Origin of the sequence: Pseudomonas glycinae (assembly GCF_001594225.2) — a bacterium.
Classification (GTDB): domain Bacteria; phylum Pseudomonadota; class Gammaproteobacteria; order Pseudomonadales; family Pseudomonadaceae; genus Aquipseudomonas; species Aquipseudomonas glycinae.
In genome coordinates this window covers 2,067,568-2,085,960 of record NZ_CP014205.2, presented here as the reverse complement: position 1 = coordinate 2,085,960, position 18,393 = coordinate 2,067,568, and the positions used below count along the sequence as shown (strand labels likewise).

The 18,393-nt window shown below is 53.6% G+C and carries 17 protein-coding genes and 1 pseudogene; 11 read left to right on the top strand and 7 right to left on the bottom strand.

Features of this window, described 5'->3' with window-relative positions; translation table 11 throughout:
* Positions 1-43: 43 nt before the first annotated feature.
* Positions 44-2,011, bottom strand: a complete 1,968-nt coding sequence (locus AWU82_RS09380) for an alkyl/aryl-sulfatase (protein WP_064382003.1) — start codon at positions 2,009-2,011, stop codon at positions 44-46.
* Positions 2,012-2,116: 105 nt separating this feature from the next.
* Here AWU82_RS09380 and AWU82_RS09375 point away from each other — a divergent pair, with 105 nt between their 5' ends.
* The 4 genes from AWU82_RS09375 to AWU82_RS09360 all read left to right on the top strand — a co-directional run bounded on the left by AWU82_RS09375 (position 2,117) and on the right by AWU82_RS09360 (position 4,863).
* Entirely contained in the window at positions 2,117-3,040 is a 924-nt protein-coding gene (locus AWU82_RS09375; RefSeq protein ID WP_064382002.1) for a LysR family transcriptional regulator, read from the top strand.
* 91 nt (positions 3,041-3,131) lie between these two features.
* Positions 3,132-4,358 (top strand): S-type pyocin domain-containing protein, encoded by a 1,227-nt coding sequence (locus AWU82_RS09370; protein ID WP_085655401.1) that lies wholly within the window; start codon positions 3,132-3,134, stop codon positions 4,356-4,358.
* Positions 4,359-4,363: 5 nt separating this feature from the next.
* Positions 4,364-4,621: a colicin E3-like toxin immunity protein gene (locus AWU82_RS09365; RefSeq protein ID WP_371915547.1), complete on the top strand. Its 258-nt coding sequence runs from the start codon at positions 4,364-4,366 to the stop codon at positions 4,619-4,621.
* Between the two features lie 8 nt (positions 4,622-4,629).
* The gene (locus AWU82_RS09360) at positions 4,630-4,863 is read left to right on the top strand and encodes a DUF7683 domain-containing protein (RefSeq protein WP_064382000.1); all 234 of its coding nucleotides are present in this window, start codon (positions 4,630-4,632) and stop codon (positions 4,861-4,863) included.
* 36 nt (positions 4,864-4,899) lie between these two features.
* Here AWU82_RS09360 and AWU82_RS09355 read toward each other — a convergent pair whose 3' ends face one another.
* On the bottom strand, positions 4,900-6,231 hold the full coding sequence (locus AWU82_RS09355; RefSeq protein ID WP_064381999.1) for an amidohydrolase: 1,332 nt from the start codon (positions 6,229-6,231) through the stop codon (positions 4,900-4,902).
* Between the two features lie 193 nt (positions 6,232-6,424).
* Between AWU82_RS09355 and solA the strand changes: the two are divergent.
* The 6 genes and pseudogenes from solA (at position 6,425) to AWU82_RS09325 (ending at position 13,296) form a co-directional block, all read left to right on the top strand.
* A pseudogene (gene solA, locus AWU82_RS09350) lies at positions 6,425-7,587 on the top strand (N-methyl-L-tryptophan oxidase).
* Between the two features lie 327 nt (positions 7,588-7,914).
* A complete protein-coding gene (locus AWU82_RS09345) occupies positions 7,915-8,862 on the top strand; it encodes a retron St85 family effector protein (protein ID WP_129972577.1) in 948 nt (315 codons plus the stop codon).
* Positions 8,859-9,812 (top strand): retron St85 family RNA-directed DNA polymerase, encoded by a 954-nt coding sequence (locus AWU82_RS09340; RefSeq protein ID WP_064381997.1) that lies wholly within the window; start codon positions 8,859-8,861, stop codon positions 9,810-9,812. The genes AWU82_RS09345 and AWU82_RS09340 overlap by 4 nt, the downstream gene beginning before the upstream one ends.
* Before the next feature lie 251 nt (positions 9,813-10,063).
* Positions 10,064-11,146, top strand: a complete 1,083-nt coding sequence (locus AWU82_RS09335; RefSeq protein WP_129972576.1) for a hypothetical protein — start codon at positions 10,064-10,066, stop codon at positions 11,144-11,146.
* 5 nt (positions 11,147-11,151) lie between these two features.
* The gene (locus AWU82_RS09330) at positions 11,152-11,886 is read left to right on the top strand and encodes a hypothetical protein (protein ID WP_129972575.1); all 735 of its coding nucleotides are present in this window, start codon (positions 11,152-11,154) and stop codon (positions 11,884-11,886) included.
* Positions 11,887-12,339: 453 nt separating this feature from the next.
* Positions 12,340-13,296, top strand: a complete 957-nt coding sequence (locus AWU82_RS09325; RefSeq protein WP_129972574.1) for a PIN domain-containing protein — start codon at positions 12,340-12,342, stop codon at positions 13,294-13,296.
* Between the two features lie 270 nt (positions 13,297-13,566).
* On the opposite strand, the gene AWU82_RS09320 is transcribed toward AWU82_RS09325, so the two are convergent.
* Entirely contained in the window at positions 13,567-13,929 is a 363-nt protein-coding gene (locus AWU82_RS09320; protein ID WP_007958158.1) for a DUF6124 family protein, read from the bottom strand.
* A gap of 572 nt (positions 13,930-14,501) precedes the next feature.
* Here AWU82_RS09320 and AWU82_RS09315 point away from each other — a divergent pair.
* On the top strand, positions 14,502-15,716 hold the full coding sequence (locus tag AWU82_RS09315) for an aldose 1-epimerase family protein (RefSeq protein WP_011333719.1): 1,215 nt from the start codon (positions 14,502-14,504) through the stop codon (positions 15,714-15,716).
* Between the two features lie 114 nt (positions 15,717-15,830).
* Here AWU82_RS09315 and AWU82_RS09310 read toward each other — a convergent pair whose 3' ends face one another.
* The 4 genes from AWU82_RS09310 to AWU82_RS09295 form a co-directional block, all read right to left on the bottom strand.
* Positions 15,831-16,232, bottom strand: a complete 402-nt coding sequence (locus tag AWU82_RS09310) for a nuclear transport factor 2 family protein (protein WP_190241572.1) — start codon at positions 16,230-16,232, stop codon at positions 15,831-15,833.
* The gene (locus tag AWU82_RS09305; RefSeq protein ID WP_064381993.1) at positions 16,225-16,596 is read right to left on the bottom strand and encodes a Rid family hydrolase; all 372 of its coding nucleotides are present in this window, start codon (positions 16,594-16,596) and stop codon (positions 16,225-16,227) included. Before AWU82_RS09305 ends, AWU82_RS09310 begins: the two co-directional genes overlap by 8 nt.
* Positions 16,597-16,661: 65 nt before the next feature.
* Positions 16,662-17,273: a glutathione transferase GstA gene (gene gstA, locus AWU82_RS09300; RefSeq protein WP_064381992.1), complete on the bottom strand. Its 612-nt coding sequence runs from the start codon at positions 17,271-17,273 to the stop codon at positions 16,662-16,664.
* Positions 17,274-17,429: 156 nt separating this feature from the next.
* A complete protein-coding gene (locus tag AWU82_RS09295) occupies positions 17,430-18,356 on the bottom strand; it encodes a LysR family transcriptional regulator (protein ID WP_170928993.1) in 927 nt (308 codons plus the stop codon).
* Between the last annotated feature and the right edge of the window lie 37 nt (positions 18,357-18,393).

Below are 18,393 nucleotides of genomic sequence, written 5' to 3'. Positions count from 1 at the left end.
AGGCCATCGACCGCGTGTTCCTTCAGTCGATGGCCTCGGCGGGTCAGCTTCCTGCCCTGGCGACGATCGCAAAATTCCCCGGCGCCTTTTCCAGCAGCCCCAGAAATCTCACCAGATCGACCTTGCTGCCATCCACTTTCAGATCATCGGAAGTTAGCGTTTCCTTGAGTCCGGCGGTGCCGCCCAGCAGTTGGACGAACAGGTCCTTGGTGACGGTCAGCGTTGCGTTGGCGTTCGCCGCCGTCGGGCCTTTTCGGTAGTGCAGCACGGCGTTCTCGACCCATAGCACGAACGATTCATTGGTATCGGTCAGCACCAGATTGAACGTCCAGTTCTTGCCATCCGCCGCCGGCCCGTCGAGGCTCGCGGCCATGGCTTCGAGGAAACGTTCGGTGGGCGTCTGTTTCATCAGTTCGATCAGGTCGGAGCGTTTGACGCCCTTGGCCGGCGGGCCGTTGCGCAGCTCCATGGCTGCGGTCAGGTAGCTGTTGCGCCAGGTCGCCGATTCCGCCTGATAGCCCATCTGTTCGTAGGCGCGGGCCAGCAGTTCCTTGGCGGCGGTGTCGTCGGGTTTGGCGAGCACGGCCTGATCCAGCAGCTCGGCGACCCAGCGGTATTCGCCCTTGTCATAGGCCACGCGAGCGGCTTCGACCACTTTGGCGTTGCCTCCCATCAATTCGACGTAGCGTTTTGCCGACTCTTTGGGCACCAGCGGATTCAAGTGCGCGGGGTTGCCATCGTAGGCGCCCAGGTACAGCTGGTAGATCGCCTTGACGTTGTGGCGCAGGTCGCCGTAATAGCCACGGGTGCCGAAGTACGACGCCAGCGAATCCGGCAGCTGGATCTTGTCGGCGATCTCGTTGGGGGTGTAGCCGGCGTTCATCAGGCGCACGGTCTGGTCGTGCAGGTATTTGTAGACGTCGCGGTGTTTGGTGATGAATTCGCGGATCCGCTCGTTGCCCCAGATCGGCCAGTTGTGCTGACCGAAATAGACCTCGGTGTCGCCCAGCTCGTCGAGGGCGATTTGCATGTAGTCGGACCAGCGCAGCGCATCGCGGACCTTGGCGCCACGGATCGGCAGCAGGTTGTGCATGGTCTGCGTCAGCAGCTCCGCACCGCCGTATGCCTTGAGCGCGGGGATCGAAAAGGTCAGCTCGGCCGGGGCTTCCGCGCCGGGCATGTTGTGGAATACGAAGCTGACGCCGTCGAGTTCCAGCGGCTGGATCGGCTGGTCGATGATCTGCGTTGGCGGCAGGATGCCCATGCTGCCGTAGGCGACGTTTTTGCCCAGCCCGGTGTCGACGATGCCGGTGGCGCCCGGCGTCAGGTTCTTGCCGAACTGATACATCGACCGCCGTGCCATCGCCGGGCCCGCCAGGATGTTTTCACTGGTGGCTTCCTCCATGAAGCCGGCGGGCGCGACGATGGGAATGTTGCGCTGGGCCACTTCGCTGCTTGAGGTGATGCCCAGCACACCGCCGAAATGGTCGGCATGGTCGTGGGTGAAAATGATCGCGGTGACGGGCTTGTTGCCCAGATGCTCGCGGGCAAATGCCAGCGCTGAGGCGGCGGATTCCCGGGAGGTCAGCGGGTCGACCACGATCCAGCCGGTCTGCCCGTCGATCAGCGTCATGTTGGCGATGTCGAAACCGCGCAACTGGTAAATCCCGTCGCTGACCTTGAACAGGCCGATCTGTGCGTTGAGCATCGCGTGCCGCCACAGGCTCGGGTTGACGGTGGCCGGCGCCTGGCCTTCGACGAAACGGTACGCGTCGAAATCGATCAGGACATTGCCGTCAGCGCCGAGGATCTTGCCGGTGGGCCGGGCGATGAAACCGCGCTGGGCATCTTCCATGTCCCGGTTGTCGCTGAGGTCCAGGCCCTTGATCGACGCCTGGATCACCGCTGCTGTGGCGGGCGTGGCGTCGCCGGCTGCGACGCTGGGCTTGTTGTCGCAGCCGGCGAGGGACACCAGCGTCAGGGCGAGGATCGTGTAGAGGGTCGGTTTCATTCTTGTTGTTCTCCGAGGGTCGAGTGCGCTCCAGCCTAGGGGGAGGTTGGCGATGTATCCAATGCATTATTTACATCCGGATAATGCGTTGCTAGCATCGGGCGAATGGACCTAAAACGACTGTCACACCTACTCGCGCTAGCCGATGAACGCCATTTCGGACGCGCCGCCGAGCGCGTCCACCTCAGCCAGCCGGCCCTGAGCCGCAGCATTCAGGCGCTGGAGAGCGAAACCGGACAGCGCCTGTTTGATCGCGACACCGGCGATGTTCGTCCGACGCCGGCGGGGGAGTTCCTGATCGAGCGGGCGCGACGGTTGCTGTTCGATGCCCGGTCGCTGGAGCGGGACATGGCTCTCTATAGCGATCGCCAACTGGGCAGCCTCGCTTTTGGCGTCGGGCCTTTCCCGGCTGCGATGTTGATGCATCAAGTGGTGCCGCGACTGCGTCAGGATCACCCGGCGGTCACCCTGCGTGTGGAAGTGAACAACTGGCAGATTCTCGAAGCGCGGCTGCGCGCTGAGGCGATCGAATTTTTTGTCGCCGACATCCGCAACTTCACGGCGGAATCCGACCTGTTGATCCGTTCGCTGGGCCAGGCCTCGGCAGGCTTTTTCGTACGGCCGGAGCACCCGCTGGCCGGGCATAAAGTGACGATGGGCGAACTGGAAGGCTACGGCATCGCCACAACGCGCCTGCCGGAAGTAGTGAAACTCGAGACCGCCCGAACCCTCGGCATCTCCACCCGCCAGGCGCTGCCCATTGTGCTGGAGTGTGATGACGTGGCGTTGCTCAAGACCGTCGCTGGCTCAATCGACACCATCCTCGGCGTCATTCATGGCGCTGTGGCTGAAGATATTCGGGCGGGGCGTTTGATCGAGCTTCATGTTGTCGACCGGCCGGGGTTTCATTCTGAAATTGGCGTGGTGAGTTTGCAGGGCAGGAGCCTGTCGCCGACGGCTTTGTGTGTGATCGAGGCGGTCGTTGCCGAGATGCAATCCGTTCACGTCGAACAATCACCACGTCTTTAAAGACGCGTCCTACAGCCACGATTTTCCTGCTTCGTTAACGTCGTGCAGCCCCTTTCGAGGGGCTGCCGATGCATGAACGAAAGGACAATCAGTGGCTGGTCAAAAGGACATTCCTCGGGTTCCCAACCCACCGGCGGGCGACGGGCATCACGTCTCCTACCGCTATATGACGGCTACCGAACTGGCCGATCAGCAAGACCGACAAGACAAGTACGACGCCATGCTGGCGAGGCAGGACGCCTTCGAGCGCAGCCGTGAGGTGGCGGCGAACAAGCCTGAGCCGGTGCGCGCCGGCTGCGTGTTTGCCAAGTCCTGCAAGCTGCCGGACGCGATCATCGATTACTCGAATCCTGCAGGGATGGTGCCGACTGACAGTCTGAAGGATTACGGCGAGCTGATTTTGCTCGGTGGGCGTGAGGCCGATGACAGTGGCGGCGTTGAGCTCAAGAAAATCAGCGGCACGGCAATTCCTGCGGGGCTGGGCACTTTTGCCCTTGCCGGTGAGGCGTTCAAGGCATTGCCCGCGATGGCCTCTGCTGCTGTCGCGACCCCGCTGCTCGGTTTGCTGGCGATGTTGATGCCCTCGAACCTGGGCGACAGCGCTCTCTACACCGAAGACCAGTTGCTCGCCCTCAAACAGGCCCGAACCCGCGTGCGCTTGCGTGTTGAACAGCAGGCCGATGGCAGCCTTAAGGGTTACGGCTTCTATACCGGCAAGAATCGCGACTGGGAGATGGTTGATGTCGTGCAGTTCGCGGCACGCGATAGCCGGTTTGTTGCAGACCTTGGCGAAGGGGTTGAGCTGGTCTGGACGCCTGCCGTGGATGGTTCCGACATTCTTGGTATTCCGGCACTGGAGGCTGCTCCGCAGGCGCCGCATATCTGGGTGTATCCACCGACGAAAGCGGCGGAGGGGATTCTGGTGAATCCGGTTTATCCGCCGGAGTATCGGGATTTCATTCTGGTGTTTCCGGCGAATTCCGGGGTCCGGCCGCTGTACATCGTAGTCAACACCTCACGTAAAGGCTTACCGTCAGAGGGGCATAGCTATCATAAACCTCCAGAAGCAGAAGAAATTACTGCTTTTCCCGGTTTGAAAAAAGCACAGAAAATGAACCCTATACAGGGAGGCGGCGGACTTCGGGAACGGTGGAAGGATGCAAAAGGCAGGAGAATTTATGAGTGGGACTCAAGGCACGGAGAGTTGGAAGTTTATCGTGCAAGTGACGGAACTCACCTAGGAGCGTTTGACCCTTTTACAGGAGAACGACGCGGGGATCCGAAAGATGAAAGAAGCATCAGAAAAAAATACTTGTGAGGTTGATGATGGGACTAAAGCTGAGACTGGAGTGGTATGACAAGCACACTCAACTATGCGAGGGCGAAGAGTACTCCAAGGATTTAGGCGACGATGAAACCGTTTTGAATGCCTTGGGCATCCCAGTGGAAAACAACATAAATAATGGCGGCTTCAATGTAGTCGAAAATTGGACGCCTATTATCCAACCTTACTTTCAACACAATATTTTCCTTACGGCTTACAACTATCAAATCTCGTTTGACTACAGCGACGTCTGGTAACTGACCTTATGATCTACAGAATCGAAGCCTTCGATCAAAAAACGGAGCTTCTGGTGTTCGAGGCGCAGCTTCCCGGAGGATGCGACGACCAGATCGCCGCCGTTATGGGATGGACAACAGAACAGCAAGGTTGGGAAGGCTACGATCTGACAAGTGATCAGATCGCCGCCTTGGAGAAGCTATTGGGAAGGACGGTCTTCGATCCGACTTATCTCTTCCAACTGAGCTGCAACGTTAATTAAACGGCCCTTTGCCAATTGATCCTTAACAGGAACAAATCAGCCCCGCTGACCCCGCCCCGGATAATTGAGCACAAACTGCACATGCGCCTTCACCCCGGTAGCCAGTGTCGCGTCATCGGCGGTGAAGTAGGGGCTGTGGTTGTTCGGCGCCTTGCTCATGTCCTGGCCTTCCGGCGTTGCGCCGAGGAACACGAACAGCCCCGGCACTTTGCGCGCGTAGTAGGAGAAGTCTTCGCTCGGCGACAGCGAGGCGGGCAGGCGCTCGACCTTGCCCGGTGCTGCCCGTTCAAGGGCCGGGATCATGGCTTCGGTCAGGGCCGGATCGTTGGTGGTTACCGGCGCATTGTTCACCAGCAGCAAATTGGCCTGGGTCTCGTAGGCGCTGGCGATGCTGTTCACCAGCGGCGGCATCTTTTTCAAGATCGTGTCGCGGATGTCGGCGTTGTTGGTGCGGATGGTCCCGGTCATTTCCACGGACTCGGGAATGATGTTGGCCGCCGAACCGCCATTGATCGTACCGACGCTGATCACGCCCATGCCTTGGGTCAGGTCGATGCGCCGACTGACCAGCGTCTGCAATCCGCTGATGATGCCTTGGCTGGCGACAATCGGATCGACACCGCTCCAGGGCGCCGAGCCGTGAGTCTGCTGGCCCTTGACCGTGATGCGGAACGAATCGCTGCTGTTGAGCACGGTTCCGGATTTATAGAACAGATGCCCGGTCGGATAACCCGCCATCACATGCACTCCGAACACCGCCTCGACCTTGGGCGAATCGAGCGCGCCATCGCGGATCATCGCTTGCGCACCGATCAGGGTGTCAGTCTGGAATTCATCAACATCGGCCGCGCCTTCTTCAGCCGGCTGAAACAGAAACACCACCGTCCCGCGCACCTGATCGCGATGCTCGGCCAGCACCTTCGCGGCGCCCAGCAACATGGCGGTGTGGGTGTCGTGCCCGCAGGCGTGCATCACCGGCACGCTCTTGCCGAGCCGCGTGCTGGTGGCCTGACTGGCGAACGGCAGGTTCGTCATCTCCTTGACCGGCAAGGCGTCCATGTCGGCGCGCAACGCCACAACCGGCCCTGGTAATCCGCCTTTCAACACCCCCACAACACCCGTCTTGCCAACCCCGGTACGCACTTCAATATTCGACGCCTTCAGCCGCTCGGCCACCAGCGCAGCGGTCTTGAACTCAAGATTGCCCAACTCTGGATGCTGATGAATCGTGTGGCGCAGGTCGATGACATCCTGATTGACCGCGCTCACGGCGCCATCGACCCAGGGCGCATCGGCGGCATGGCTGGCAGTGGCAACAAACGAAGACAGAACGGCGAGGCAGAGCGAGGTTTTGCAGAAACGGATCAAGGCGGGACTCTCTCTTATGGTTTTTATTGGCGTCAGAGGGTATGCCGCGATGCAAGACGGAACAAACGAGTCTGGCCGGTAATCGCACGGCTTTTGGTTTTTCGTGTTTTTGCCTGAACGCGGCGTTCAGCGGATTGTTTTCCATCGCCTGATCCGCTTCACTGTGGCTCTTTTGCCTGAGCGGAAATCAATCATGGAACGATGCGAAGCACTGGTCATCGGCCTCGGCGCCATGGGCGCGGCCACGATGTATCAACTGGCGAAAGCCGGGGTCAACGTGGTCGGCATCGACCGCCACCATCCGCCGCACGCGTTTGGCTCCAGCCATGGCGACACCCGCATCACCCGGTTGTCTGTGGGCGAGGGCGCGCAATACGTGCCCATCGTGCGCAACTCCCACCGCATCTGGCGCGAGCTGGAGGCGCTGTCGGGCGAGTCCCTGTTCGAACAGACCGGTCTGCTGGTGCTGACCTCCAGCCCCGACTTCGATCCCGCCGACGAAACCGACTTCACCCTGCGCACCATCGCCCTGGCGCAGACCTACGGCATCGAACACGAAGTCCTCGACGCCGGCCAGATCCGCCAACGCTTTCCGCAGTTTGCCCAGGTGCGCGACGACGCCATTGGCTACTTCGAACCCGAAGGCGGTTTTGTACGGCCCGAAGGCTGCATCGACGTGCAACTCAGACTGGCCGAACAACACGGCGCCACGCTGTACAAGGGCGAGACCGTGACCCACATCAGCTCGGACGAACAGGGCGTCACCGTCACCACCGACCAGCGCACCATACGGGCGAACAAACTGGTGGTCACCGCCGGCAACTGGGCGGGCGGCTTGCTCGGCGCGCCGTTCGACAGACTGCTCAGCGTCTATCGGCAAAAACTGTTCTGGTTCGAAACCGAGCCCGACGCGGAACTGGTCGGCCACTCACCCACGTTCATCTTCACTCACGGCCAGGACGACGATTTCTATGGCTTTCCCGCATTGCCGGGGGAGGGCAGTTTGAAGGTGGCGACGGCGCAGTATCACAGCACATCCACGCCCGAGACTCTGGATCGCACAGTCTCGGCCGAGGAAGAACGCGAGATGTACGAACAGCAGGTGAAGGGGCGCATTGCCAGGCTGACGGATCGGGTGGTGAAGTCAGCGGTTTGCGCCTACACCGTCACGCCGGATCGGCATTCATCATTGATGAGCATCCACGGTTGCAGCACACGTTGGTGGTGTCGGCATGCTCCGGGCACGGGTTCAAACACTCGGCGGCGCTGGGGGAGGCGTTTGCGCAGTGGTGTTTGCGGGGGGAGAGTGAGCTGGATCTTTCGTTGTTTTCGGTGGGGCGGTTTGAGAGGGAGTGAAGTAAAGCGAGTGACTGCTATCGGCCATAAGCGGACCTTCGCACGCGACCGCAGGGCTACCTCCTGCGCTAAAGCAGTCTGGTCTTATGAAGATTGGGGGAGAATACCGAGCCGTTGACAGTGATGGCACTCTGATCTAGATTCGACATCTCTTTACGCGTTCATAGCTTGATGGTTTCCATCATTGCTTAGTCAGGCGCTTCGCCAGACTCAATTACATTGCGTTGTTTTATTCCGCAGACAAGATCTGCGGCCCTACGCTCGCTTCGCTCACTCCGGTCCACAGATCTTGTCTGCGGCTGATTCTTGGTAAAGAGCCCACATCGCATGGATCCGCGACAAAGAATTCTTGCAGACGTTGATCTTGAGCAGAGCAAGGTTCATTTCTCAAAAAATCCAATCGTTTTACTTTGCGGGGGACATGTTCCGGAAAAGGAACATGCGGACGCTGACGAGCCTCCAGTCCGTTCTCTTCGCGATGCAGTGAAGCGCAAAGCGCTTCAAATGGCTGTGTCACCGCATATATTCCGCCCCGAAGAAATAAAGTCTTGGCACGAAGATGGTGTCTTCAGAAACCTGATGGATTTCGAAGCCGATCTCGGTAGTGTGTGCTCATTGGTGGCTATCGCAGTTGAAAGCGAAGGTGCGATTGCTGAGCTGGGAGCATTTTCTCAGTTGCCAGACTTCAATAAAAAATTGATTGTTTTTGTTCCTGAAGAATATGCGGGTGCTAGCTCATTTATCAATCTTGGTATTCTTCGCCATATTAAAGAAAAGCATGGCACAGGAGTAAAAATTTATCCTTGGAGTCCAAAATTTCCAAATGACATATCTGATGATGTAGTAAGCGATGTTCTTGAGGATATTGCTGCGGAAATATTAGAGCTTCAAAAAACCCAGGCGTTCAATGTTCATAATAATATTCATCTTATTGTGCTGATTTATGAATTGCTCAGATTGTTTGTCGCCCTTAAGGAAAAAGAGCTGATTGATTCAATAAGAAGCTTAGGTCGTGAGGTGCATAGGGACGACCTAAGGCGAAAGCTTTTTCTTCTTCAGGAATTCAGACTTGTAAGAAAGATTGAGTATAGTGATTCAACGTTTTATGCATGTGATGATGATACTTTCCATAGCCTTCGCTTCGTCTTAAAGTCAGGTATGGCTGTTGACCCTTTGCGATTGCGTGTTGAATGTGTTGATTATTATAAAATAACAGCGGCAGAAAGGAACCGAAACAGAGCGATTGATCGTGCGAAACTGGGAGGCCATAAATGATCCTGTATGACTTTCGCAAGCATATCTCAGAAGTGTTATCCTTGTCTGAGCATGATGTAGCTCGACTGATAGTAAGAGCACCATATGCATACAAACGTTATTTTATACCCAAAAAATCTGGTGGCATGAGGCCTATTGCACAGCCCGCTAAAGAAACCAAAGTAATACAAGGTATTCTTATCGAAAGTTTGTTTGCTCAGCTTCCGGTTCACGAATGCGCTGCAGCATATAAACAGGGTTCAAGCATAAAGGACAACGCAGAGCGGCATAGGCAAAATAGTTATATTGCTAAGTTTGATTTTTCAAACTTTTTCGGATCCATAACTGAATTGGATTTGATAAAGCATTTGTCTTACGTGCTATGTGGGAAATTAACAGCGCAAAGCATAAAGGATATCGCGCGAGTCAGTTGCGTTAGAGAGCGATCTACTTCGCGGCTTGCTCTAAGTATTGGAGCTCCAAGCTCGCCAATTTTGTCGAATTCAATAATGTATTATTTTGATCTGGCAATGGAAGGTTGGTGCAGGGATCGAAGTATAGTCTATTCCCGGTATGCCGATGATTTGACGTTCTCAACGAATGATAAGGGTGTAATGTTTGACGTGGAAGCCTTCATTTTGGAGGTGCTTGAAAATATTCCCTATCCAAGACTTAAAATAAATTCGGAAAAAACAGTGTATGCCTCTAAGAAAAGGCAGCGCCGAATTACTGGACTAATTATAACCAATGATAACAATGTTTCTTTAGGTCGAGATAAGAAGCGATTAATTAGCTCGATGATTCACCATTATGTGCAAAATAAATTAGATGAGGAGTCAATACTCCATCTTCAAGGGTTGATGGGGTTTGCTCAAGATATTGAACCTCTGTTTGTCGCAAAAATGAGGGGGAAATATACAGGGAAAATCATTTCGGACTTGCTTAGGCAAAGAGGAAAAAGAATAAAGTAAAATTATTTGCAATGTTTTGCGGCGCGCACGTCGCCACCGTTGAGTCACCAATATGCTGGGTTGATATTTATTTAAAATCAACGGGTTAATTATGCTTGTAGTTCGGCATTGTGCGACAACAGAATCTGGCCCTCTATAGCATACAAGACATCGATTTTTAGAGCAGGCATATTGACATTATCTTATGGGCGTTATAGTTTTGTTATCATCGCCAATTTGTACGCAAAAAAATAGACGGGTTAAATCACACCATGGACGATCTACAAGATTCCGATATTGTTGTTAGACACGCAAATCTGAAGTCAAAGTGCTGGGTAGTGAGACCTGGATCCAGGTATAGATTTATCAACAATTTCCTCGAGATGGGCTGCATTGCAATGGCGCATCTTGATAACTCTACCCCTGACGAAGATGTCTTTGAGGTTCTTCGTGAAGCTAAGGGTGAAGATGTCTTCACAATTTGTGATGCAATAGAGCCAAATCTAACGATCAATGTGCGGGGACAAGTCCTTTCTTTTTTAAAAGAGATGGCTATTGGCGATGTAGTATTTACTTTGTCGGGATCTAATATCTATCCTGGAATAATTAGCGGAGATCCTTACGTTGCTAGTCAAGCGTTTTCTGACTCTGAACGATTCATCGTTAGAAGATCTGTAACGTGGGGCGATCCAATTGAGCGCAGTAAAATTCCCGTAACTTTGGCTAAAAGCTTTCACGCTTACCAAGCAATATTTTCTCTGGGGGATAACTCAAAAGAAATCCATCATTGGTTGAGTGCTTTTTTTGTAAGTGATGGAACATATTATAGTAGTCTTCGCGTCAATCAGGCTGGCGACCTTAGTCATCATTCATTAAAAAACTTGTCAGAAGTTATGGATAGGCTTCAGGTTTTGTCTCTGATGATTGGGGATAAAGAGGGCTTTGATCTTTCAAGTGATCAAGTAACTCTAGAAACTCTTCTCGATGTGATGAAGCGTTTTGATCGAGAAAGTTTGTTAGTCCTTACTTCGCAACAGGTGATGATGTCGCCTGGAGATATATGGTACGGTTTTAAATCAAATTCACTACGCTCAGGTGTTGCTTTTCTTGTTGGGCTGGCGCTGCTTTTTAATCAATCCATTGCTTTCGCAGATGCGGAGCTGGAGAGAATCAAGGAAGATGTAACTCCGGTGATTACGCAAAACCTTCCAGTTGTTAAGGACAATGTGGATCTGGAAGCTGTTAAGCAGGCGCTTTGGGTGAAGCCTGCTGGTCAGAATCGATCCTTCGTAGACCAAGAACCTTCTCCGGAACTGTTCCCTCAAGATGGCACTCCGCGATACTCAAGCAGGTAGGGATTATGTCGACCATGTGGGTATGGATTATCTGTTTTGGGGCGCTAATCGCCCTAGCGTTTGCCATATATAATTTTAGAGTCGTCCTGCACGCACGCGTGTACGATTTTTTACGACATCATCAAGCTTATAATAATTTTGTTATAGCCTCTTGCGCGCTTGCAACACTTCTCTGGGGGGCATATACCTTTGACGCACTACAGCAGAAAGATCGGGCTTTGGCAGAGCTTGCGGATATCCAAAAGCGAATTAAAGATACAGAGTCTACATTTTTATCTGTAAAAGTTTCAGTGGTTAAAGCTAGTGATGGGTATTATCTAACCCCTACAGTAACTATTAAAAATAGCAGTAACGAAGCTATCTACTTTAAACTTTGTCCGGACTCCCTATCAGTAAGCAGGATCTCATACAATTTTGAGGGGCAAGCGCGGGCTGATAAAACGATTTTCCCTCTGCTCTATGAGAAAATATCCAACAACCCACAAGTGAAAAATAGCCCTCTTTTCGATTTGAGGATTCCAATTGCATCCGAACGAAATCTAAATTTCTTCGCTGCGGTTAAGGAGCCCGGTGTTTACTATGTGACTTTTTCAGCCTTGTCCTCAAAAGATGCTGCGCAAGGAGCTGATATTCAACAATGCAGCTTCAGTTCGAATATTAATATATCAGGGGCGAATAAAATTAATGGAAAAGACTCTATATGGTTCGCTTCTACATACGTAATCGTTAATGGTCAGTAAAGCACCAGTTTTTCCAGTACATGGCGCTGTTAGTTTAGGTATTAATAATCATGCATCAGCGACTGCTTTCGGCCGGAAGCGGTCGTTTGTGGTTGACGTCTTCCGGCCAAAAGCCGACGTCCGTGAGTAGACATTTACGTACCATTGCTACCGTCAGTGTCTCCTAATCTTTTTGCGTTGTGCAGCGATTGATACTGTTCATACCTTTAGAGATGCTGTAATCAGGTGATAACAGTCTTAATGCCCTTGCTGGAAACGTCTGTTGGGAGTCCAGATCCCGCTTCCATGCCCTCAACCCCCTGTAATACACGTATAAGTCGCGAGGAGTATGGATACTGCAATACTCTGCCCGACGGAGGCGTAGCTCACCCTTTTAGAAAGTTTTCACTGGTGTGGGATATATGCTCCTTTTTTTGGAAGGAACTGTAATTTAATTGCTGGCGAGGAATGAAAGTGACAAAGCTATTTGTTGATACGAATATATATCTTGACTTTTATCGAGGTGCACGTGATAGGTTGTCTTTATTTGAAGAGCTAAAAAAACTAAAAGACAAACTCATAATTTCAGAGCAAGGGTATAGAGAGTTTCAGCGAAATCGAACGGCGCAATTAATTAATCTTGCTAAAGAGATTAAGAAAACCTCATCCATCTCGATCTTCACCACGGCGGTGGTGCGAGACATGGTTGAGCATCAAAAAGCAACGCGTCTACAATCCGAGGTTCACAAGCTTGGAAAAGAGTTGGAGAGGAAGATTAACGCAATGCTTGAACCTAAGCCGGGAGACGATCCTGTGCTTGATGCATACGAAAACCTTACTAAAATTTGCACTTTTATAGAAACGGAAGAGAAGCTTATCACCAAGGCTAAAACGCGGAAGATACTAGGAAATCCGCCAATATCACCTGATAGACACTCGGTTTGCGACGAGCTACTGTGGGAGGAGTTGCTTGAATTCTGTGATGAGGATTTGATAATCGTATCAAACGATAAGACGTTCACAGAAAACAAGAAGATTCTTAGGGATGAATTCGCTAGTGTTAATTGTGGGAAAAGCCTGACAATCGTAAAATCTGTGAGTGATGCGCTTAACATTTTAGGTGCGGTTTCAGATCGTTTAGAATCGGTAGAGGCTGATATGGATTTAAACTCCAGAAAACCCCCATCAAGAATGGCCGACTCCATACTGGAAATTGCGATTAGAAAATCATCCCAAATAATCTCAAAGGTCCAAGGCAATTTTTTCACTTTGACAATGAAAAACGTGACTCTGGGCCAAACACTACCTGACGAGCATCATCTTACTGATGCAATAGATGAACTCATGAAAATGAAACTAATCGTAGATGTTGGTGATGGTGTTTATGAGCTAACCGAACAAGGTCGAGCATATGAGCCGTTCGATGACTGAAATCTGTCAATCATACAGAAGCACCTTTCATGCTGATCAGTCAGCCTGTTCTAGAGTGCTACGATTTTCACGAAGTGAAGTCGCTTTTTTAAATTAGGACTCGTTACAACGATTACAATAAAATTCTAATGATTATTCGCTCCCTCAGATAGAAAACGGGGTGCTCGCTTTTCTTTTACTAGCGGCAGCTATTGGCCGATAGCTGCCATTTACTGTGGCAGCTTCGGCTGGCATAGTTTTCTTAAGCCGTCATGACTGAGGGGTTGGCTTTCAGGTCTTCACCTCAACATGATCCAACGCCTGATTCACCGCCAACTCACTCAACATCACCAACTGCGCAATTCCGATCGCAGTCTTGCGATGGGCAGGCTCCAGCGTGGCCGCAAAGTTATTGAGCATTTCACTGGCCGATCCCAATGATTCGCTGGCGTTGGCCAGGAGTGATTCGGTGTTGTACGCCGGGTTGGCCATGTACATGGGGTCGTGTTTGTGGTGGCTGCCCATGATGCGTTGTTGTGGGGTGAGGTAATGGTCGAGCGCGCGTTCGGCCGCTTCGTTAAGGGTTCGAGAATCGGGGAATTTGTAGGGAGATACCGGATCGGTTTCCGGTGGGTTCGGTGTTGGCTTGAACATAGATGTAACTCCAGGGTGAGAAAGTGGAGCCATCAGCCTCGCTACCAAACGAGGGTGGTGGCCATACGGAGGTTGGTAGACCGGTCACCTGGATACCCGGCGCGTCCGAAGACGCCCTACGCATGGCCACCATAAAACAGCGGACGAAAGAGTCCCTGCAATCCGGCGTTGCGATGCGACAGGTAATCCGGGCTACCAAACCCGATCACTGTTTTTCAGTGACCCGGAAACGATAAAACCCGCACCCCAGACGCACAAGCCGGCGGATTCTGGCGTAGTCGTAGGCAATGACGCAAGACGCTGTAGCCGTGGGGAAGTAATGCCGGGCGTTTCTAAACATCATTCGAAAAACGCTTAAACACGCCGCCCTCGCCATGTCGAAATCAGACGCCCATGCCGCTCCGGAATAAAAGCGGACTCCCGTCTGCGGGATAACGCGACCACATCGATTTCATTTTTCCTGTCCGTCCCCATTCTTTCTGGGCACCTACCAACGCACGTCGCTTTTTAAGCTTGATGAAACGTTTCAGCAGGTTTATAAAAACGGCACAACTCCAAGAAAGGCTGCTCCCATGACCCCGCTCAAACTCGTTGTTGCCCTCAGCGCACTGTCCGCAGCTTCCCACGCCATGGCCTGGGATTATGTTCTGCTCGACACCGACAAGGCCGCTCAGAACTGGCAGATCACCAGCCAGCAACTCGGCGTGAAAACCGACAAACCTTTCAGCGTCAGCCTGCGCACCTTGCATGGCGGTCGGCAGGAGGGCGTCAGCATTGTCGACATCGATAACGGCACGATGAAACTCTCAGTGGTGCCGACGCGGGGAATGAACGTCTTGCAGGCCTCGGTCGGCGATGTGCGCATGGGCTGGGATTCGCCGGTCAAGGAAGTGGTCAATCCGTCCTTCATCGAACTCAATGGCCGCGGTGGTCTGGGCTGGCTGGAAGGCTTCAATGAACTGGTGACCCGCTGCGGATACGAATGGGTCGGCCACCCCGGCGTCGACAACGGCGAACTGCTGACCCTGCACGGCCGGGCCGCCAACATTCCTGCGAACAAAGTCACCCTGCACATCGATGAAACGCCACCGTACGCCATCACCCTGCGCGGTGAACTGAAAGAGCAGGCGTTCAAGAAAGTCGACTTTTCTGTCGCCACCGAACTGGTCACCGAACCCGGCAGCGTAGTGTTCGCCCTTAACGACACGCTGACCAACAACGGTGACTATCCGAAGGAATATCAGGCGCTGTACCACAGCAACTTCAGCACCCCGTTCCTGGAGCAGGGCGCTCGTTTCGCCGCGCCGGTGAAACAGGTGTCGCCGTTCAACGACAAGGCCAAGGGCGATTTGGCTGAATGGCAAACTTACCGCGCACCGACCAAGGACTACGACGAAACGGTTTACAACGTCGTGCCGTATGCCGATGCCAAGGGCGATACGTTAACCGTGTTGCATAACAAGGCTGGCAGCCTGGGCGTTTCGGTTGGCTTCAATACGCAGACATTGCCGGTGTTTTCCCTGTGGAAGAACACCGATACCCAAGGTCAGGGTTATGTCACCGGGCTGGAGCCGGGGACGAGTTTTTCCTACAACCGCCGTTATCAACGGCCACTGAACCTGGTGCCCACCATCGGGCCGAAGGAACACAAACAGTTCCGCATCAGCTACAGCTTGTTGGCGGATAAGGCAGCGGTGGACAAGGCCTTGAAGCAGGTGAGCGACATTCAGGGCGGGCGGGAGACCGAGGTGCGGCAAACGCCGTTGGTTGATCTGACCAAGGGCTGACACCGGCCAAAAATGGGGACTGGTTTATTTTTCCTGAATAAATCAATCCCCTTTTGTATTTGATCAAGAGAGCGGGTTCAGCTTTCTTGCGAGTCAAAGTGCTTGATCCGCCACTCAGCCGGCTTCCAGCAATACTGCCGGTTGCAAAGGTGTCGCTTGATAGACCAACAGTTGCCATTGCTCGTCGGTTTTCTGCCAGGCGGTGAGCGTGCGATTGTGAAGATATTTTCGTACGCCACCGGAGGTGACAGTGGTGGTCATTTCACCTAGCGCGATGGCCAACTCGCCAACCCTTGTCACTTTGTCGATCTGATGGTCAAGGGCGTGATAAATGAACTCACGGGAGCGACATTTATCCAGATAGGTTTTCAGGTTGTCGACGACGCCGCTGGAATGAATGTAGGTCAGATCCGGATGGAACAAATAGCTGAAGATATCCAGGTGCCCACCGAGCATCGCGGCGCTGCGTTGTGCTTCGCAGGTTCGGATGACCAGATCGATTTGATCGTTAGGCATCATCTGTTGCTCCTCGCGCTGCCGTGACGATTATTTCAATCAGCAGTCTGCCGCCAAGATCAACACCGTAGCAGGCGCGCTGGGGCCAATGCTGCGGATTGTCACCGATCCATTTTGCCCAGATTTCATCCACTTCGGGTTTGTCGGCCATGTCCGCCAGCAGTACCTGGGCGCTGAGCATGCGCGAGGTATGCGAGCCAAGACCTTCAAGGCTGGCGCTCAGCGTGGCGAGGGCCTGATGAGTTTGTCCGACGATATCCAACGACGTGTCTGCGCTGGTGGCGACTGTGTAAACGATATCGGCGTAGGCGCAGGAACGGCTACGTCCTGCGTGGCCGCTTGGGACGCGTTCAATTGTCTGCATAGTGGGTCTTCATCCAGATTGAAGTGAGGCAGAAGCTGGTATCGACCAGCTTCTATCGTCCATGTTTAAACCGGCTGTGTTGCTTCTTCTGCGGCAATGGCCGCCTGCACGCTTGGACGTGCTTCGATACGCTCCATGAACGAGGCCAGTTCTGGCCAGGTATTGATATCGATGTTGAAGAACGGCAACCATTTAAGAACAGTGAACAGATAAGCATCGGCGAGACTGAAAGTGCCCAGCAGATAGTCATGCTGCACCAGGCCTCTGTTCAGGTAATCGAGGCGTTTGAACAGTTTCTGACGGAAAATTTCCTTTACCGGCTCGGGGATGTCCGAGTTGAACAACGGAGCGCTGCCACCATGGATTTCCGAGGTGATGAAGTTCAGCAATTCCTGCAGACGTGTGCGCTCCCAAGTGCCATTGGCCGGTGCCAGTGAGTTGCCGGGAACCTGGTCGGCGAGATACTGGACGATGGCGGGGCCTTCGGTCAGCACCTGGCCGTTATCCAGCACCAGTGCAGCGACGTAGCCCTTGGGATTGATGTCGCGGAAGTCACGGCCATCTGCCGTGGCTTTGGTTTTGTTGTTGACGCGGATCAGCTCGAAAGGCAGGCCCAACTCCCGCAACACGATGTGCGGTGACAGTGAGCAGGTCATGGGAGCGAAGTACAGTTTCATGAGTATCTCCTTGATAAGAGGGCAACGCGTACCCGAACGTGTTGCCGTATCACGCCAGAAACGGCTGTGAACCTTGTTCCAGACATATTGGTGTCATATCGCTGATCGGTAAAATTACGATCTTATGTGCCCATCATTAGGTCGTCTTATGTCCATTCAGGCGACTTTCGCTTCAATACTGCGAACCGTCATCGGGATGTCACTGCCCAATGTCGACTTGCGGATTTCATTGAGAAATGCCTGCGCGGAGGGCGTGCGTTCACCGGCCGCGGAACACACCAGTCCGAATTCCCGGTAGATCGGTTTGCTCAGTTCAAAGACTCGGATGCCGCGGCGATCCACGGGCAATGTCGAGGCCGGCACGATGGAAATGCCCATGCCTTCGCTGATCAGCGCAAACGCCGTGGTCCAGTCACGCACGGTGATCTTGATGTCTTTAAGGGTGAGGTTTTCTCGCTCGACCAGCGTCTGACCGTTGAGGTGGCAGCCACCGGTCGCCAGGATGAAGGGTTCTTCCACCAGGTCGCTGAGCGCGACCGTGCTGGCTGAGGACTTGCGTGCCAGGTCATGGGTCGCAGGCACCACCGCCACCCACGAGTCGCGTCCCAGCAACAGCGCACCTCGGGACGGGCAGGGGTTCATCACAACGCCGAGGTCGATGCTGCTGTTGGCCAGCCACTGTTCGACTTCTTCGTCAGTGCCTTCGAGTGACACGATTTCGATGCCCGGGTGCAGCCGACTGAAACTTTGCAAAAGCGGCGGCAGGAGATTGGCGAATACCGAAGGGAAACTTGCGAGTTTGATCCGTCCCAAATGACAGCCGCGTGATGCATCCACCAGGTTCTGGATCGATTCGAATTCGCTGAGCATGCGGCGGGCGCGATCAATGATCTGCTGGCCGATGGCGGTCGCGGTCGTCTGCCGTCGATCGCGCACGAATACTTTGACTCCCAGCGCTTCCTCCATTTGCGTCAGGGCCTGGCTGGCGCCTGACTGGGTGATGCCATAGCGCTCGGCGGCGCGGGAAACGTTTTCGGCGTCAGCCACGGCGACCAGCAGTCGCCAATGCATCAGGTTCATCATCTCAGTAGTTCCTCTTATGTTCGGGTAATAGAGAATT

Coding starts and splice junctions, on each gene's coding strand:
- AWU82_RS09310 (WP_190241572.1), bottom strand. CDS start 16,232: ATGCCTAACGATCAAATCGATCTGGTCATCCGAACCTGCGAAGCACAA.
- AWU82_RS09305 (WP_064381993.1), bottom strand. CDS start 16,596: ATGCAGACAATTGAACGCGTCCCAAGCGGCCACGCAGGACGTAGCCGT.
- AWU82_RS09330 (WP_129972575.1), top strand. CDS start 11,152: ATGTCGACCATGTGGGTATGGATTATCTGTTTTGGGGCGCTAATCGCC.
- AWU82_RS09375 (WP_064382002.1), top strand. CDS start 2,117: ATGGACCTAAAACGACTGTCACACCTACTCGCGCTAGCCGATGAACGC.
- AWU82_RS09380 (WP_064382003.1), bottom strand. CDS start 2,011: ATGAAACCGACCCTCTACACGATCCTCGCCCTGACGCTGGTGTCCCTC.
- AWU82_RS09360 (WP_064382000.1), top strand. CDS start 4,630: ATGATCTACAGAATCGAAGCCTTCGATCAAAAAACGGAGCTTCTGGTG.
- AWU82_RS09340 (WP_064381997.1), top strand. CDS start 8,859: ATGATCCTGTATGACTTTCGCAAGCATATCTCAGAAGTGTTATCCTTG.
- AWU82_RS09315 (WP_011333719.1), top strand. CDS start 14,502: ATGACCCCGCTCAAACTCGTTGTTGCCCTCAGCGCACTGTCCGCAGCT.
- AWU82_RS09345 (WP_129972577.1), top strand. CDS start 7,915: ATGGATCCGCGACAAAGAATTCTTGCAGACGTTGATCTTGAGCAGAGC.
- AWU82_RS09365 (WP_371915547.1), top strand. CDS start 4,364: ATGATGGGACTAAAGCTGAGACTGGAGTGGTATGACAAGCACACTCAA.
- gstA (WP_064381992.1), bottom strand. CDS start 17,273: ATGAAACTGTACTTCGCTCCCATGACCTGCTCACTGTCACCGCACATC.
- AWU82_RS09295 (WP_170928993.1), bottom strand. CDS start 18,356: ATGATGAACCTGATGCATTGGCGACTGCTGGTCGCCGTGGCTGACGCC.
- AWU82_RS09335 (WP_129972576.1), top strand. CDS start 10,064: ATGGACGATCTACAAGATTCCGATATTGTTGTTAGACACGCAAATCTG.
- AWU82_RS09320 (WP_007958158.1), bottom strand. CDS start 13,929: ATGTTCAAGCCAACACCGAACCCACCGGAAACCGATCCGGTATCTCCC.